11 protein-coding genes are annotated in these 15,589 nt (G+C 72.3%); 1 reads left to right on the top strand and 10 read right to left on the bottom strand.

Annotation, left to right across the window (positions count from 1 at the left end; translation table 11 throughout):
• Window positions 1-95 precede the first annotated feature (95 nt).
• The 7 genes from ACFRCG_RS34190 to ACFRCG_RS34160 all read right to left on the bottom strand — a co-directional run bounded on the left by ACFRCG_RS34190 (window position 96) and on the right by ACFRCG_RS34160 (window position 11,489).
• On the bottom strand, window positions 96-3,017 hold the full coding sequence (locus ACFRCG_RS34190; RefSeq protein WP_380038715.1) for a Z1 domain-containing protein: 2,922 nt from the start codon (window positions 3,015-3,017) through the stop codon (window positions 96-98).
• A complete protein-coding gene (locus ACFRCG_RS34185; protein ID WP_380038713.1) occupies window positions 3,014-4,075 on the bottom strand; it encodes a PD-(D/E)XK motif protein in 1,062 nt (353 codons plus the stop codon). The genes ACFRCG_RS34190 and ACFRCG_RS34185 overlap by 4 nt, the downstream gene beginning before the upstream one ends.
• A complete protein-coding gene (locus ACFRCG_RS34180; RefSeq protein WP_380038711.1) occupies window positions 4,072-5,601 on the bottom strand; it encodes an ATP-binding protein in 1,530 nt (509 codons plus the stop codon). The genes ACFRCG_RS34185 and ACFRCG_RS34180 overlap by 4 nt, the downstream gene beginning before the upstream one ends.
• A 211-nt stretch (window positions 5,602-5,812) precedes the next feature.
• Window positions 5,813-7,330 (bottom strand): CHAD domain-containing protein, encoded by a 1,518-nt coding sequence (locus ACFRCG_RS34175; protein WP_380038709.1) that lies wholly within the window; start codon window positions 7,328-7,330, stop codon window positions 5,813-5,815.
• A 167-nt stretch (window positions 7,331-7,497) separates the two neighbouring features.
• A complete protein-coding gene (locus tag ACFRCG_RS34170; RefSeq protein ID WP_380038707.1) occupies window positions 7,498-7,926 on the bottom strand; it encodes a GNAT family N-acetyltransferase in 429 nt (142 codons plus the stop codon).
• A 109-nt stretch (window positions 7,927-8,035) separates the two neighbouring features.
• The gene (locus tag ACFRCG_RS34165; RefSeq protein WP_380038705.1) at window positions 8,036-9,619 is read right to left on the bottom strand and encodes a hypothetical protein; all 1,584 of its coding nucleotides are present in this window, start codon (window positions 9,617-9,619) and stop codon (window positions 8,036-8,038) included.
• Between the two features lie 382 nt (window positions 9,620-10,001).
• A complete protein-coding gene (locus tag ACFRCG_RS34160; RefSeq protein ID WP_380038703.1) occupies window positions 10,002-11,489 on the bottom strand; it encodes a DHA2 family efflux MFS transporter permease subunit in 1,488 nt (495 codons plus the stop codon).
• Window positions 11,490-11,569: 80 nt separating this feature from the next.
• Between ACFRCG_RS34160 and ACFRCG_RS34155 the strand changes: the two genes are divergently transcribed.
• Window positions 11,570-12,322: a TetR/AcrR family transcriptional regulator gene (locus tag ACFRCG_RS34155; protein WP_380038701.1), complete on the top strand. Its 753-nt coding sequence runs from the start codon at window positions 11,570-11,572 to the stop codon at window positions 12,320-12,322.
• Here the strand turns inward: ACFRCG_RS34155 and ACFRCG_RS34150 are convergent.
• Genes ACFRCG_RS34150 through ACFRCG_RS34140 form a run of 3 tightly spaced genes read right to left on the bottom strand, consistent with a single transcriptional unit; the run spans window position 12,300 to window position 15,437 of the window.
• Window positions 12,300-14,063, bottom strand: a complete 1,764-nt coding sequence (locus ACFRCG_RS34150; RefSeq protein WP_380038699.1) for a dipeptide ABC transporter ATP-binding protein — start codon at window positions 14,061-14,063, stop codon at window positions 12,300-12,302. The two genes, ACFRCG_RS34155 and ACFRCG_RS34150, sit on opposite strands and share 23 nt — an antisense overlap.
• Entirely contained in the window at window positions 14,060-14,920 is an 861-nt protein-coding gene (locus ACFRCG_RS34145; protein WP_380038697.1) for an ABC transporter permease, read from the bottom strand. The genes ACFRCG_RS34150 and ACFRCG_RS34145 overlap by 4 nt, the downstream gene beginning before the upstream one ends.
• Before the next feature lie 4 nt (window positions 14,921-14,924).
• Window positions 14,925-15,437: an ABC transporter permease gene (locus ACFRCG_RS34140; protein ID WP_380038695.1), complete on the bottom strand. Its 513-nt coding sequence runs from the start codon at window positions 15,435-15,437 to the stop codon at window positions 14,925-14,927.
• Window positions 15,438-15,589 lie beyond the last annotated feature (152 nt).

Genomic DNA, 15,589 nt, shown 5'->3' with positions numbered 1-15,589 from the left:
CTCCAGGCGCGGCGGGGCCGGCGGGGCGCGGCCCCCGCGGGGGGGGGGGGGGGGGGGCCCCGCGCGTCACCCCCCCCCCCCCCCCCCCGACGGCGTCACACCACCGCCGGCGCCGCCACGATCGCGGCCGCGCCCCGGGAGGAGTCCTTGGCCCGAAACGCCACGAGGCGCCGGTCGCGCCCGACCGCGGTGACCGGGGGGACGAGCGCGAACGCCATCACGAGGTCGTTCTTCTCCGGTTCCATGGTCGGGTAGACCAGCAGACAGCCCCGCCGGGGTCCGGCCAGGCCGTCCGCGACCGGGTCGCCGATCGAGGTGTCGGTGCCGACGATCCGCCGCGCCGCGAATCGATGGGTACCGAAGCTGACCTGGTCGAACAGTCCGCCCTCGCGTCGACGTCGACTCACCACGTCGAGCGGACCGAAGCCGTGCAGCGTCACCGGGTCGAGATTGGGGCTCTGCAACTGCGGGGCGATCACCACCCAGTCGTCGATCTTCGCGACGATCTCCGGGTTCTCCAGGTAGGCCAGATCCGGCCGGAACTGGGCGGGTTCGGCCCAGCGCAGCTCGCGCAGCACCGACAGCAGCGGAGCGTGCGCGATACGCCCGATGTAGGCGGGGAAGCGCAGCAGCCGATCCTCCACGGGATAGGCCAGTTCGGTGCGTTCCGCCGCCAGCGACCGGATCACCGGCTCGAACCGCTCCACGTTGTGGCGGAGTTCGGCCGGCCTGCTCGGATAGGCCGAGCGCTCGACCCACCGGCCCGGCGATCGGGTCTCCACCAGTTCCGCGTTGAACATCTTGTTGCGCGCCGTCGGCTTGAGCCACGGCAGTCGCTGGGTGACCAGGGGTGGAATCTGAGCCGGCGTCACGTGCGGCGCGCCGTCCACGAGTTCGGCGTACAGCCGGAGTTGGTCGCGGAACTCCTCCTCGTCCCGGCAGATCGCCTCGAACGCCTCGTACAGGTCCCCGTTGCGACCACCCTCGTCGCGGCCGATGTAGAGCCGGACCAGATCCCGGTAGTTCTCGCGAAACCCGAACCAGCGGCCCATCTGCATGAGCGTGTCCGCCGTCAGCGTCTTGCGGCGGTAGTAGGAGACGGTCAGGCCCTCGACGGTGAAGCCGCGCGAGAGCTTGGCGCCGCCGACCAGGATCCGCCAGACCTTGTCCCGGTCGAAGTCGGCGGCGCGCTGCTCGATCTCCTTGTCGCCGTTGACCACCACGACCGGGCTGCCGTTCGAGTCCTCGATCCGCATCGCCGCGATGCCGATGTAGGGCGCGATGTCGGCGAACGAGTCGGGGATCGACGCACCCGCCGCGTGTGCCTCGCTGACCGGGCACACGTCCTCGTCGTACAGCGCGCGCAGGCGCTTGTGCGCCCCCGCGCCGAGAAACCCCGCACGGCGCCAGATCCCGTTGATCAGCTCGGCCTGGTCCCGGTGTACGTGGGTGCGCACCGATTCGTGCACGAGCATCGTGTGGTGGCGGAAGTGGTCCGCGCCCAGCCCATGGTCCTCGCGGAACAGCTTGATCGCGCCGGTCAGCACGAACATGTCGATCGCGGTGCGCAGATCGCTGTCGTCGTCGTCATGTACCGGTCGCACCGAGCGTACGTGCGCGAGTCCGGCCGAGTTGGCCACCGTGCGCTCGGCGGAGGGGATCGTGGAGTCGATGTCGTGGAAGTCGGCCACGCCCATGTAACCGTCCGGGCGGTCCAGCGAGATGACGAAGTCCTTCGGGAAGATGTCCTCGGAGTCGGCCGGATCGATGAACACGTTGGCGAACGGGGTCGCGGTGTAGCCGACGTACTGAGCACGCGGCAACATGCGGAGCAGTTCCGAGATGATCCCGTTGATCGCCGTGCGCTGGACCTGGTCCTGTGCCCACTTCTTCGGGTCGGAGGTGTTGACCGAGGCCTGATCGGATTCGTCGTCGATGATCAGCGCGGGGATCTCGCCGCGCTCGGTCTTGATCCGGGCCAGGTCCTTGACCAGCTTCTTCAGTACCGAAGCGTTCTTCTTCACCACCATCAACCGGGCCGAACTGCGATGCAGGTTCTCCGGTGCGTACAGCGGCGTGAACCGGTCCGCCTTCTCGAACTCCAGCGCACTGAGCCCTTGGCGCAGCGCCTGGTAGTCGTCCTGATGCCGGGTCAGCCGGACGATGTCGAACCCGCCGAGTCGCGAGGGCAACGCTCCGTGGCGCAGGAACTTGCCGTCCAGCCGGTCCCGGTCGTCGAGATAGTCGTAGTCGCGGAAGGCGAGGGTGCCGGAGTCCGGGTCCTGGCCGTAGTAGATGTTCTCGACGCCGACGAGTTCCATGTCCAGCCGGCGCTGGGTCTGCGCGCGCAGTGCCTCGATGGTGCCGGTGAGCACGATGACCAGGCGGTAGCCCGCGTCGATGGCCTTCGCGGCGACGCCGGTGAAGTTGGCGGTCTTGCCGCTCTGCACATAGCCGACCACCAACCCCTTGGCCTGGTAGGGCTGTTCGCAGGTGGGGTCGGCCAGGCGTTCCACGACGCGGGTGGTGTTTCGATCCAGCGCGGCGACGGCCTCGGGCGCCCATCGTTTGCCGAGCAGGGTGTCCCGATAGGCGTCCCAGTAGTGACTGTGGTGCCGGGCGACCTCCTCCGTGTACCAGGGGTCCCAGCCCTCGTCGGTGATCACCACCGCACCCGAGGCGCGTGCGAACGGCGCACGTCGATCCAGGAGGTCACGGGTGACCCGCTCCAGACCGAGGGCATCGTAGGTCGCCGCGCGGCGGGCGTCGGTGTTGGGTGGGATGTCGCCGTCGGCGAAGTCCCAGCGGCTGAGCCGATCGCGCCACAGGATGAGCAGCGCGTCGTCCGGGTGCGCGTGGTGCAGTCGCCGCCGCAACGCGGCCTCGCCGAGGTCGGGCGGCGGGTCGGGGTGCTCGTCGGCGTGGTAGGCGAGTGCCTTGGCCAGATTCCTGGGACCGGCGGACATGCCGCCGAACGCCGCGCGGTGCAGCGCGAGGAGTGCGAGGTCGTCGGTCACCACCGGCCGCCGTCCTTGGATGGGTTCGACTCGGACAGGTCCGACGCGACGTCGGGCGGCAGCACCCGGGAGAGGTCGACGGCGTGGTCGATCCCGTCCGGGGCGGGTGCGATCGAGGGGACCAGGTCGGCGACGTCGATGCGGTAGTCGATGTCGACGATGCGCAGTGCGAGGGCATCCGGCAAAGGCGCGAGGATGCTCTCGGTCAGCCGCGGGAAACCGGCGTCGACGGGAAACCCCAACGGATCCCCGGCCGACGTCCATCGACGCTCGCGGGGGATCGCGGCCTCGTTGTCGGTACCCAACCGCAGTCGGGTGTCGAAGTCGTCCAACACGCCCGGCGCGTGCACCCGGATCGTCGAGCGAATGCCCTCGATCAGGCCGAGCACCGACCGGCCGGTGTCGCTCTCGTCCAGGATGTGCGAGACGAACCACAACGGTCGATCCGCGTGGGGCGCGAGCTGACCGAGCCCGTGGACCGTGTGTACGCGGGCGCGTCCGGTGACGGTCTTGACCTCGATGTCGTACGGCCCGACGGTGAAGTCGTGGTCCGCGCAATCCGGGTGTTGCCACGCCTCGACGGCCGCGTGCCATCCCCGGGCGTCGGCCAGGCCGATCAGCGTGAGCAGTTCGCCGAACAGGCCGATCTCCGCCTCCGGCGACATGCGCCGGCCCCGGGCCAGCAACTTGCGCCAGGCCAACACGGTGCTTTGCACGGCCAAAACCGGCGCGGCCCCCTCCAGTTGCACCCGATCCGCGATCTCGCAGCACACGATGTGGAACTCGCGCAGCAGTTGTGTCTGTTCGGTGTACACGTGCAGGAACTGCTCGCCGCCGTCCAGGACGCACACCGCACGCACGCCCTGCATGCCGAGCCGGGGTGCCTTCGTGGCGGCCGGGACCGGGATGCGCAGGGCCGGTCGCCGGCCGCCCGCCTCCAGGTGCCAGTACAGCGGCGGGTCGCCCTCGACCGGGATCAACATCGGTGCCCCGTTGTCGAGATGGTCGCGCAGCGCCTCGCAGCCCAGGTGTCGGCTCCGCCCGTTCGCGCCGCTCACGCGCCGCCCTCCGAACCGTACTTCGCCGTCTCGCTCTTGACCGCGGTGAGCAGCAACGACTGCCACAGGTCGAGGTTGTCCTTGACCCGGGGGCCGATGCGCTCGCCGGTGAACGCCTCGTTCATCAGCAGGTACAGCAGCGTCTTGAGCACCGGCACGTCGTTGAGCCCGCCGCGCCGGCCGCCGAGCAGCGCGGCGCGGAACTGCTTGTTCAGCAGCAGTCGGCGCTCGTCCCGGTCGATCGAGAAGAACACGTCCCCGCCGAGCGGTACCCAGCGCACCTCGATCGGCTCCTCGCCCGGGACGAACGGCAGTTCCTCCTCGATCGCCGTGCGCAGCTCCGGCGCGAAGCCCTTCCCGGGCGGCAGCACCGCCTTGCGCTCGCGCGTGGTGGTCCGGGCCTGCCGGTAGGCGCCCTCGGCGTCCTTGAGGTAGTCGAGGAAGGTGTGCCCGTCGGCGTCCACGGCCCGCTCGACCGCGTCCACGAAGCCCGGTACGGGCTGGAGTTCGGCCTTCTTCACGGTCAACCCGAACGCGTGCTCGGAGTCGGCCGGCAGGTCGAACGCGACCCGGGCCAGCGAGAGGTGCTGCTCGCTCTGACGCAGGCCGTACCAGCCGCCGGCCTGGACGAGCCGGTCGTGGCGGTACGCGTACAGGCCCTGTCGGGCCAGGATCCCGCCGGGCAGGCGGAATTGCTCGGCGTTCGAGCGCGGCGTCCATATGTGCGCGGTCAGCGTCAGCGGGCCGACGCCCTCCAGTTCGGTGGTGAACACGCGCGGATGGCCCGGCAGTCCGGACACGGCGTAGCCGAACGGGTCCACGGCCTGGACCTGCCAGGTCATCGGCGGCACCTCGTCGTCGGTCCCGGAGACCGCGATGGTGATCCGGATCCGCCCGTCGGCCAGGAACCGGTGCAGGTGCAGGCCGAGGTGGTCGGCCAGCGAGCGCATCGTCTTGGTCACGTAGATGTCGGTCTGCCCGGCGTCACCGCGCGCCGGGAAGTCGCGGACGCCGTCCCAGCGCACCGCCGTGCCGTTCCACACCACGTACTCGTCGTACAGGTCGAGGAAACGTTTGGCGAACTCCAACTCGACGATGTCGCACTGGAAACTCTCCTGTGCCGACTCGGTCCGCCAGCGCCGCCCGACGGTGCCGGCGCGCTTGGCCCGACTGATCACCGTGACGCTGTCGGCGTGGCTGAACGACGCGGCCTTCAGGCCCATTCCGAACATGCCGAGCGACGTGTCGTCGTACGCCCGCCGCTTGCCGACGGTCATCGCGGTGTCCAACTCGGCCTCGGTCATGCCGCGTCCGTTGTCCACCACGACCAGCGAGGTCAACAGGTCACCGGTGCGCCGGAAATGCACCACGACCTCGGACGCGCCGGCGTCGATCGAGTTGTCCACGAGGTCGGCCACCGCCTCCTCGAAGCGATAGCCCTGACTGGCGAGTCCCTTGATGTACCCGGGATCCGGAGGCAGGTGCTTGCTGCCGCTCGTAGGTACGTCGATACGCCAGTCGTCCATGCCCACCCCTGGATCCCCACACCTTCGGTGCGCGCTGTCACGCGCCCGCCCCCACTTGCGCCGGACCGACCGTAGCGGTTGGACCGACGCGCCGAAAGCGGAACCCCCGAGTCGTGACCGGGTGGTGCCCCGGCGGAGATGTGCCGGCCGCGATCATGGCCGGAAAACACGGCCGGAGACCATGGCCGAAGGGCGTGACCGAGGGCCGCCGTCAGAGGTCGCGGCGCAGCCGGGAACGGGCGAAGTCCGCCCAGTGCGTGGGGAAGTCGGCCTCGACCTGCCGGGCGAGCGCGACCTCCTCGCCGTAGAGCAGGCCCCACGTGAAGGTGTTCTCGCCCGCGGCATGCGCGGCGATCGCAAGGCGCCGCAGCGCCTTGCGCGTCTGCACGCTGTCCTGGTGCGTGCCGAGCAGGCCCTGCATCGCCTTGGCCCGCTTGGTGAGCCGCTTGGTCGGCTTGCCCAGGGCCGGGCCGGTGGCCTCGCCGGCGTAGCGGACCCGCTTGGCGGCCTTGCGCACCTCGTGCAGGGCGGTGTCCCGGGCCCGGCCCGCGGGGGTGCGCAGCGCGACGCGGGCGCGCCGGAACGTGCGGCGGTCGGCCCGGCGCAGGGCCGCCGCGGCCGGCCGCCGCGCCGGTCGATTCGCCTTGACGGTGAACGGCGGCCGCGCGACCAGGGCGTCCAGCGCGTCCAGCAGCGCGAAGTAGCGGGGGCCGTCGAGATCGGCCAGGATCCGCGCCCGCGCGTCGTTGCGCCGCCGTGCGTCCCAGGCGGTCAGGCGGGCCTCCACCGGCCCGAGCACCGCCTCGGCCGGCAGCGCGGCGACCCGCTCGCGCAGCCGCGCGGCCAATACCTCCTGGTCCCGCGCCCGACCCAACTCGGCCGCCAGCCACTTCAGTTCGGCGCCCAAAATCCCGGTCACCCGCTCGTCGAGCACCCGTGAGAACACCCGGAACGCGCTGCGCAGCCGCCGTGTGGCGACGCGCATCTTGTGCACCGAATCGGGCTCGTCGAGCCGGACCCGGGGGTCGTACGCGGACAGGGTGTCGACCTGCTCCCGGACGTAGTCCAGCGCCACCGCCCCGGCGCTGCCCGCCCGCGGCTTGGCGATCCGCCGCTTCGGCCGCGCTCCCGCCTCGGCCAGCGCCTGCCCGAGCTTGGACGCGGACTCGGAGCGCCGCCAGCCCTCCTTGATCAACCGCCGCTCCAGCGCGTCCGCCAACGCCGCGTCGCCGTCCACCAGTTCGACTTCCAGCTCGGACCAGGAGGTGGTGGTCACCTTCGACCCGAGGAAGACGTCCGCGGTCACCGTGTCGTGCGCGATCTCGGCCAGCGTGGGCCCGTCCGCGCGAGCGATCCGCAACTCGCGCACGGTCCGCAGGCGCACCACCGGCACCTGCTCCGCACCGCGCGTGTACGCCCGGATCCGCACCGCGAGTTCGTCCGGCACCACCCGCTCGGACGCGCCCAGCGGCGCCCGTACCTCGTCGCGCGCGTGCGCCCCGGCGGGCAACTTCAGATGCCACCCGGCATCCCCGCCCCCGGTCCGCCGCCGCAGCGTGATGCCGCGCGCGGCCAGCGCCAGCCCGGGCGTGTCGAAGTACATCGCGTCCAACTCGACGGTGTCGCCGACCTCGACCCGCACCCCGTCCGCCGCCCCGACGAAGTCCGGCACGCCCACCCCGTCCGGTGCCACGTACTTCCGCTCGACCTCACGCACGACCTCTGCCATGGCACGCACCTGCTTCCTGGGGGCGGCACGAGGCGTTCGACCGGGTGGTCGAACGACCCTCGGGGGCGAATGGTCGGCACCTCCGGGACCGGAGCTCGCCGACCGGGCTCGCGGATACGTGTGCCCGAATCGGCCGGTCCGACACGGATCACCCGGGCCGGGTGGGGTCAGGTGTCGAAGGTCCAGCCGAACATGGTGTGGTCGGATTCGGTGGCGGGGGCCGTGGAGCGGTAGGTGGCCATGGCGGCCTCGTTGGCGCGTTCGGTGAGGACCCACATGCCGTAGCAGCCGCGTTTGCGGGCCAGTTCGGCCAGGGCCTCGGTGAGGGCACGGCCGATGCCGAGGCGCCGGTGGCTGTCGGCCACGGCCAGTTCGTACAGGAACATCTCGGTGCCCTTGTCGGGATGGGTCGTCTCGACGCCGGTGACCATCCCGACGGGGGTGGCGGCCACGTAGGCGAGCAGGATGTGATGGCCCGCCTCGCCCAGGAAGCGGGCCGCCCAGTCCGGGCGTACCGGTTCGTCGAACAGGTCCCCGGCCGCGAGCACATCGGCCACCGTCGTCACACGCCGAATCGACGCCACATTCGTATCCACGACGACATTCAACGAGATTTGGTCCCATTCCAGAAGCCGCAGTCGGCAATGGACACCCCATGATTGGGGGACCTCTCGGGATGGTACGGGGCGAAATGGCGGTATCGGGCTACCCGCCGTCGGAGGAGCCGCGTCCGCGGAAGCCCAGCGCGCGGCGTACGTCGCGGCCGGCCAGGCGGGTCTGCTCCCAGACGGTGCGGAACACGGCCCGGACCGGGACGACGGTGTGTCCCCAGGCGCGCCGGGCCGCCCGAGCGGCGGGCGCCACAATCGCCCGACCGACCCACGCCGAAGGCCGCACCACCGTCGCCCGCAGCCCGCGACCGGCCATCCGCGCACCCGACCGGGCCCGCCGCCCACCCCACAGCGCGGGCCGCACGATCACCGACCGCAGCCCCCGGCCGAGGAACCGGACCACGAGCACGACCTTGCGGCCGGCCCATCGCGCGGGAAGCACCGTCAGGACGTACAGGCCCCGGCCGAGCAGGCGGACGAGGAGGACGACCTTGCGGCCGGCCCATCGGGTGGGGAGCACGGTCAGGACGTACAGACCCCGCGCGGTCGCCCGGCCGAGGCGGATGCCCCGGTGCCAGACCCGGGCCGCCGGCCGCGCGACCAGCACGACGAACCCGATGCGCAATCCGCGCCCGGTCGCGCGCAGCCCGCGCAGGAAGCCGCGAGCGAGCCACCGCGCCGGGACGAACAGGCCGTGGTACAGGCCCTGTCCGACGGCCCGGGTCACCACCACCGCGCCGCGCCACACCCATCGGGCGGGGATCAGCACCAGCCACCGAAGCACGACGACGACACCGCGCCCCACCAGCGCCAGGCCCCGAAGCAGGGCGCCCGCCCCGCGCAGCGCGACCCGGCCGCAGGCGACAAGGCCACGCCACAGCACCTTCGCCGGTACGACCAGGACGTGGTACAGACACCGCCCGAAGCCCCGCGCGAGCCCCCGAGCCACGCGCCACGACCACCGGGCGGGCACCAGCACGAGGTGGTACAGCGTGCGTCCGAGCGCATGGGCGACCCACCGGCCGGCCGTGACCAGCCCGCCGGCCAGGGGCCGCAACACCGCGTCCCGAAGCCACCGCAGCGGCAGCACGACCCCGTATCGCCCGAGTAGCCGCAACCCCCGCCACAGCCCGATCACGGCCCGGCGCAGCCCACGCCACACCACCCGGGCAACCGCCGCCGCCCCGCGCCACAGCGCGATCACGGCCCAGCGCAACCCGCGCCACACCACGCGAGCCACCGCCGTCAGCCCGCGCCACAACACCTTCTCGACCAGTCGGCGCAGCCCCCGGCCGACGACCGCGAGCGCATACGCGATCGGTACCAAGAGCCGGTCCCACAACAACCACCGCAACCCGCGCCCGATCACCGCGACCAGCCGCCCCGCCGGGATCAGCACCCAGTCCCGGACCGCGCGCCCGGCCACCTTCACCAGTTCCCAGGCCAGGCGGGCGGGCAACAGCACGATCAGCGCGACGATGCGGATCGGCCAGCGGATCAGGTGATAGAGCAGCCCGGTCGGCTCCTCGGCCGATACGGCGCCGCCGGGTCGATCGCCGGATCGCTCGACCGGCCGAACGGCCGGCTCCGCGTCGGTGCCCGTTCGAGCGGCAGCCGCCGGGCGATCCTTGCTCAGATCGACCGGAACAACTGCTTCCGCTTGTCTGCCATCGCCCATCGTGTCCCCCGTGTGCACCATCGCGTCGCGCCGACTCCCGCCGGATCGCGTGCTCTTGGGACACGCCGAACGGCGCGTGCTCACGGTCCGTTCGCAAAGATTTTCGGCTCGCCACGAGTGACCCGCGTCACCCCGACCCCGCGCCGACCGCCCGTACGATCCCCATCCGCGCCACCCGAACGGCCGCCTCCATCCGGGGAGTCCACCCGATGGCAACCGCCCCCGCGCCGGCCGTACTCACCGGCAAGCGCGTCGCGGTCGCGGACAACCTGAAGCCGCACGCCGAACGGACCACGGCCGCCATCGCCCTGGCGCGTGTCTTCGCGCCGGAGCCCGGTTCGCGTCGCCGAATCGTGGTGACGCGAACCGGGCCCGATGCCGATCAGGCCTCCTGGCGCGCGGGTTCGGGCCGGGCCGCGTCGCCCTCCTCCGCCGCTTCGGCAAGTGCGGGTGCCGGCGCGGTGCCGGCGGCGTCCGCCGCCGGACCGCGGCGCAGCACCAGACCGACCGCGCCGACCACCAGGGCGATCGCGATCAGATAGCCGAACGTGCCCTGGAAGGCCGGGACGACCGTGTGCGCCTCGGAGCGGTTCTGCAGGACCAGCGCGGCGATCGCGATACCGAGCGTGCCGCCGATCTGGTTGCTCAGGTACACCGCCGCCGTGGCGCTGGGCACCGACTCGGGCGCCACCGAGCCGAACACCGACGACATCGCGGGCGCCCCGACGAAGCCGAGCCCCGCTCCCGTCACCACCGAATAGCCCACCAGAAGCGCGGTGTCGGTGCCGCCGTCGGCCGTGCTGAAGCCCAGGATGCCCAGCGCGGCCAACACCCCGCCGAACGGGATCAGTGCCCGGGCACCGACCTTGTCGAACAGCTGCCCGGCGATCGGCATGCCGATCCACACCCCCACCCCCTGTGGCACCAGCAGCAGTCCTGCCGCCATCACGCCCCGGTCCCGGGCCAGTTGGTAGTAGAGCGGGATCAGGAACAGCAGCGAGAAGAGCAGGATGCCGGTCAGGAACACCGCGCCGATGCCGCCGGCGAAGCCGCGGATCCGGAACAGCCGTACGTCGATCAGCGGGTGCTCGACGCGCAGCGCGTGCAGGACGTAGCCGACGATCAGCGCGACGCCCGCGATCAGCGCCGCGAGCACGCGCGGTGCCCCGAAGCCGCTGTCGCCCGCGGCCTGGGAGAGGCCGTAGACGACCACCGCGAATCCCGGGCACAGCAGTGCGATGCCCCGGGCGTCCAGCGGCGGCGGGTCGCCCTCGCGCGGCGGATCGGCGGGGATCTGCCGGTACGCCAGCGCCAGGGCGACCAGGCCGATCGGCAGGTTGATGATGAACATCCAGCGCCAGTCCACGTGTTCGAGCAGCACACCGCCGAGCACCGGGCCCAGGATCGGACCGAGGGTGACCACCGCGCCGACGATGCCGATCATCTTTCCGGCCCGCTTGGGTCCGGCGGCGACGGCCAGCATGGTCAGCAGGGTCGGCTCCAGGGCGCCGACGCCGACGCCCTGGATCACCCGGAAGGCGATCAGGCTGCCCGCGTTCCAGGCGACCGCGGACAGCGCGGAGCCGACGAGGAAGACGATCAGGCCGGTCAGCCAGACGGTCTTGCCGCCGAAGCGGCCGGCCGCCCAACCGGCGAGCGGCACGGTCGCGGCGAGGGCCAACAGGTAGCCGGTGGCCACCCATTCGATGGTTTCCAGCGGCGCGTCGAAGTGTGCGCCGAGGGTGTCGATGCCGACGTTGACGATCGTGGTGTCGAGGATGCCCATCACGCCGCCGAGCAGCATCACCAGCATCAGGCGCAGGAGTGGTCCGTCGATTTTGGTCTCGGGATCGGGGGGTGCGGCGGGCATGTACGCCTCCAAGTTACCGATGAGATCAGTTAACTAAACTCGCGAGTAAAAATTAACAGCACATCTGGTAACGTCGCAACATGGTCGAGGAAACGAAACGGTCGACGACCCCGCCGCCGGCCGCCCCCGCGCCCGCCGCCACCCGCGGCCGGATCGACAAGCGGCGGGCGATCCTGGCCGCCGCCGAGGCGGTGTTCACGCGCGAGGGCTACACACTCGCCGGGATCGACGCGATCGCCACCGAGGCGGGCGTGTCCAAGCCGACCATCTACAACCACCTCGGCGGCAAGGAGAACCTCTTCCGCACCGTCGTGGTCGAGGCCGCGATCGAATCCAGCGGCCGGATCCTGGCCGCCCTGGAGGCGTTCCCGACCGATGCCGAGGAACTGCATCCGCGCCTGACCGCGATCGCGCACCGCGTGGTGCAGTGCCAGGCGGGCGAGAAGGGCTGGGCGTTGCAGCGCCTGGTGTACGCCGAGGCGGCCCGTTTCCCGGACCTGTACGACACGATCCGCGAGGGCGGCACGGTCCGGATCGTCGACGCCCTGGCCGGTCGGCTGGCCCGGCTCGCGCACGGCGGACACCTGGACATCGACGACCCGGTCACCGCCGCGAACCAGTTCCTCGCGCTGATCTCCGGCGACCTGCCCACGCTCACCGCGCTCGGCACCCGGCCCGTGGACGACGCGGCCCTGCATCGCGCGGTGACCGCCGGGGTGACCACGTTCCTGCGCGCGTTCACCCCGCGCGCGGAACCCGCCGGCCCGCCCGCGTCCGTCGCCCGGGAGGGCACGCGCGCGTCCGGCCCGGTCACGGCACCGCCCCGCCGCTGAGCACCCGCCCGGCCGTGCGCTCGGCCGGTTTCGGCGCGGCGTCCGGTGCCGCGCCGTCGACGGGTCCCGGCGCACGCGGTATCGCCGCCAGCAACTCCCGGGTGTAGGTCGCCTCGGGCCGGGTGAACACCCGCTCGGCGTCCCCGCTCTCCACCACCCGGCCGTCCTTCATCACCAGGATGCGATCGCTGACGTGCCGGATCACACCCAGGTCGTGCGAGATGAACAGCATCGCCAGGCCCAGTTCGGCCCGCAGGTCGGCGAGCAGGTCGAGAATCTGCGCCTGGATGGACACATCCAGCGCGGAGACCGGCTCGTCGCAGACGATCAACTCGGGCGAGGGCGCCAACGCCCGCGCGATGGCCACGCGTTGCCGCTGACCACCGGACATCTCGCGCGGCCGACGTGCGAGCAGGTCCGCGGACAGGCCCACCAGATCTAGCAGTTCGACCACCCGAGCCCGATGCGCGGCCCGGGTGGGACGCGGTCGGCCGCCCGGCGCACCGGCGGCGGCGACCGCTTCGCCGAGGATGCGGGCCACCGAGTACCGGGGGTCGAACGAGCCGAGCGGATCCTGCTGCACGGCCTGGATCCGGCCGCGCGAGGAGCGTCGGGCGGACTCCGGCAGCGTGCTCCACGGGGCGTCCCGGAAACGCACGGCTCCCGTGTCGGGGCGCTCCCAGCCCAGCACGATCCGCGCGGCCGTGGTCTTGCCGGAGCCGGATTCGCCGACCACCCCGAGGGTTTCGCCGGCGCGTACGACGAACGACACGTCGCGGAGCGCGTGGTGCCGGGTCCCGTCCGGGCCGCGAAAACTCTTGCCGATGCCGCTCACGTCGAGCAGGACATCGCCGACCGGGGGCGCGGGTGGGGTCGCCGCCCGAGTGGGGCCGACCGGCGCGGACAGCCGGGTGCCCTTGGCCCGACCCGTCGGCACCGCCGCGAGCAACGCCCGCGTGTACGAGTGCTCCGGCTCGGCCAAGACCTGCTCGGTGGGCCCGTGTTCGACGACGCGACCCGCGTACATCACCGCGACCCGGTCGGCCAGCCGGGCCACCGCCGCCAGGTCGTGGCTGATCATCAGCACCGACGTGCCCTCGTCCCGGAGCCGGCCCAGCAGCGTGAGGACCTGGGCCTGCACGGTCACGTCGAGCGCGGTGGTCGGCTCGTCGGCGAGCAGCAGTTCCGGCCCGGCGGCCAGCGCCGAGGCGATCAGCGCACGCTGGCGCAGTCCGCCGGAGAGCTGGTGCGGATACTGCCGGGCCCGCCGGGCCGGATCCGGGATGCCGACGTCGGTGAGCAGTTCGAGCACCCGGGCGCCGAACTGCCCGCGCGGCACCACCGCATGCGTGCGCAGCGCCTCGGCGACCTCCGCACCGACCGTGCGCAGCGGGTCGAGCGAGACCAGCGCGTCCTGGAGCACCAGACCGATCCGCCGCCCGCGCAGCGCGCGCCACCGCTTCTCGGACAGCGCGGTCAGGTCGGTGCCGTCGAAGGCCAACCGACGGGCCGTCACCCGGGCGCCGCCGCCGGTGAGTCCGACCAGGGTGCGGGCGGTGACACTCTTGCCGGAACCGGATTCGCCCACCACGGCCAGGCATTCACCCCGGTCGAGGGTGAACGACACGTCCCGCACCACCGGTTCACGGCCGGGGAAGGCGACATCGAGGCCGTCCACGACCAGGAGGGGCGTGGCCGAGGCCGAGTGCGAGTTCGAGGCGGGGGCGAGATCGGTGCTCATCGGGCAGTTCCTCCGGCGAAGCGGGCGCGGGCGTGTCGACCGGCCACGTTCACCGCGATCACCGCGCAGGTCACCGCGGCGCCGGGGAACACCCCGATCCACCACGCGGTCTCCAGGAAGCCGCGCCCCTCGGAGAGCATCGCGCCCCACTCGGGGGACGGCGGTTGGGCGCCCAGGCCCAGGAAGCTCAGCCCGGACGCGTAGATCAGCGAGGTGCCGAAGCCGACCGTGCCGAGCACCAGGAGCGGCCCGATCGCGTTCGGCAACACGTGCCGGACGATCAGCACCCCGCGACGCAGGCCGAGGCCGGCCGCCGCCTCCACATAGCCCGATCGGCGCACCACCAGCGCCTCCACGCGGACCAGCCGCGCATAGCCGGGCATGGCCGCCACCGCCACCGCGATCATCACATCGACCGTGCCGCGCCCGAGCAGGGTGACCACGAACAGCGCGAGCAACAACTCGGGCAGCGAGAGCATGATGTCGGCCAGTCGCATGCCCACCTGATCGGCGACCCGCCCGCCCAGCGCCGAGGCCAGTCCCCACAATGTGCCGCCGATCAACGCGAACACGGTGGCGCCCAGCCCGAGCAGCAGCGAGGGGCGGGCGCCGTGCAGCACCCGCGCGAATACGTCCCGGCCGAGTTGGTCGGTGCCGAACCAGTGCTCGGCGCCCGGCCCCTGGAGTGCGGCGAGCGGGTCGGTCTCGATCGGCGAGGTGTCGGTGAACCACCCCGGGGCGAGGCCGATCAGCGCGAACAACACGAGGACGACGAGTGCGCACGCCACGCCGGGGCCGACCCGGCCGCGCCGCCGGATCCGTACCGGCCGGACACTGTCGATCGTTGCCTGGACCATCGGGTCACCCCTTCCGCAGCCGTGGATCGATGACGAGGTAGAGCAGATCGGTGACCTGCGAGATCACCACGAACACCAGGGCGGCGAGCAGCACGACGCCCATCACCACCGGCATGTCCTTGGTGTTCACCGATTGCAGGGTCAGCGCGCCGATCCCGGGTCGGGCGAAGACCTTCTCGACCAGTACGGTGCCGCCGAGCAGCGTGCCGGTGAGCCAGCCCGACAGGGTCAGCAGCGCAATCGCCGCGTGCCGGAACGCGTGCCGCACGCGTACCGCGATCCGGCTCAGCCCGCGCGCTCGTGCGGTGACCACGAACGGCTCGGCCAACGCCGTCTCCAGACCCTCGCGCAACACCTGGGCCAGCACCCCCGCGATCGGCAGCGCGAGCGTCACCGCCGGCAGCACCAGGGTCTGTACACCCTCGGTGCCGGCCACCGGGAACCACTGGAGCCGGAACGAGAACACGGTGAGCAACACGATGCCCAGCCAGAACGACGGGGTGGAGACCGCGACCAACTCCCACGCGCTCAGCGCCGAACGCAGCCCGGATCGGCGCCCGGCGGGGGGGGGGGGGGGGGGACCCCCGGACCCACCCCCCCCCCCCCCCCCCCCCCGCCGCCACCGGACCGGAGGGGGGTGGGTGGGGGGCGCGGCACGGGCCGGGGGAG

It is taken from the genome of Embleya sp. NPDC056575 (assembly GCF_042793325.1).
Classification (GTDB): Bacteria; Actinomycetota; Actinomycetes; order Streptomycetales; family Streptomycetaceae; genus Embleya.
Note: the sequence above shows the minus strand (reverse complement) of the source record. Positions and strands in the feature narration are given on the sequence as shown.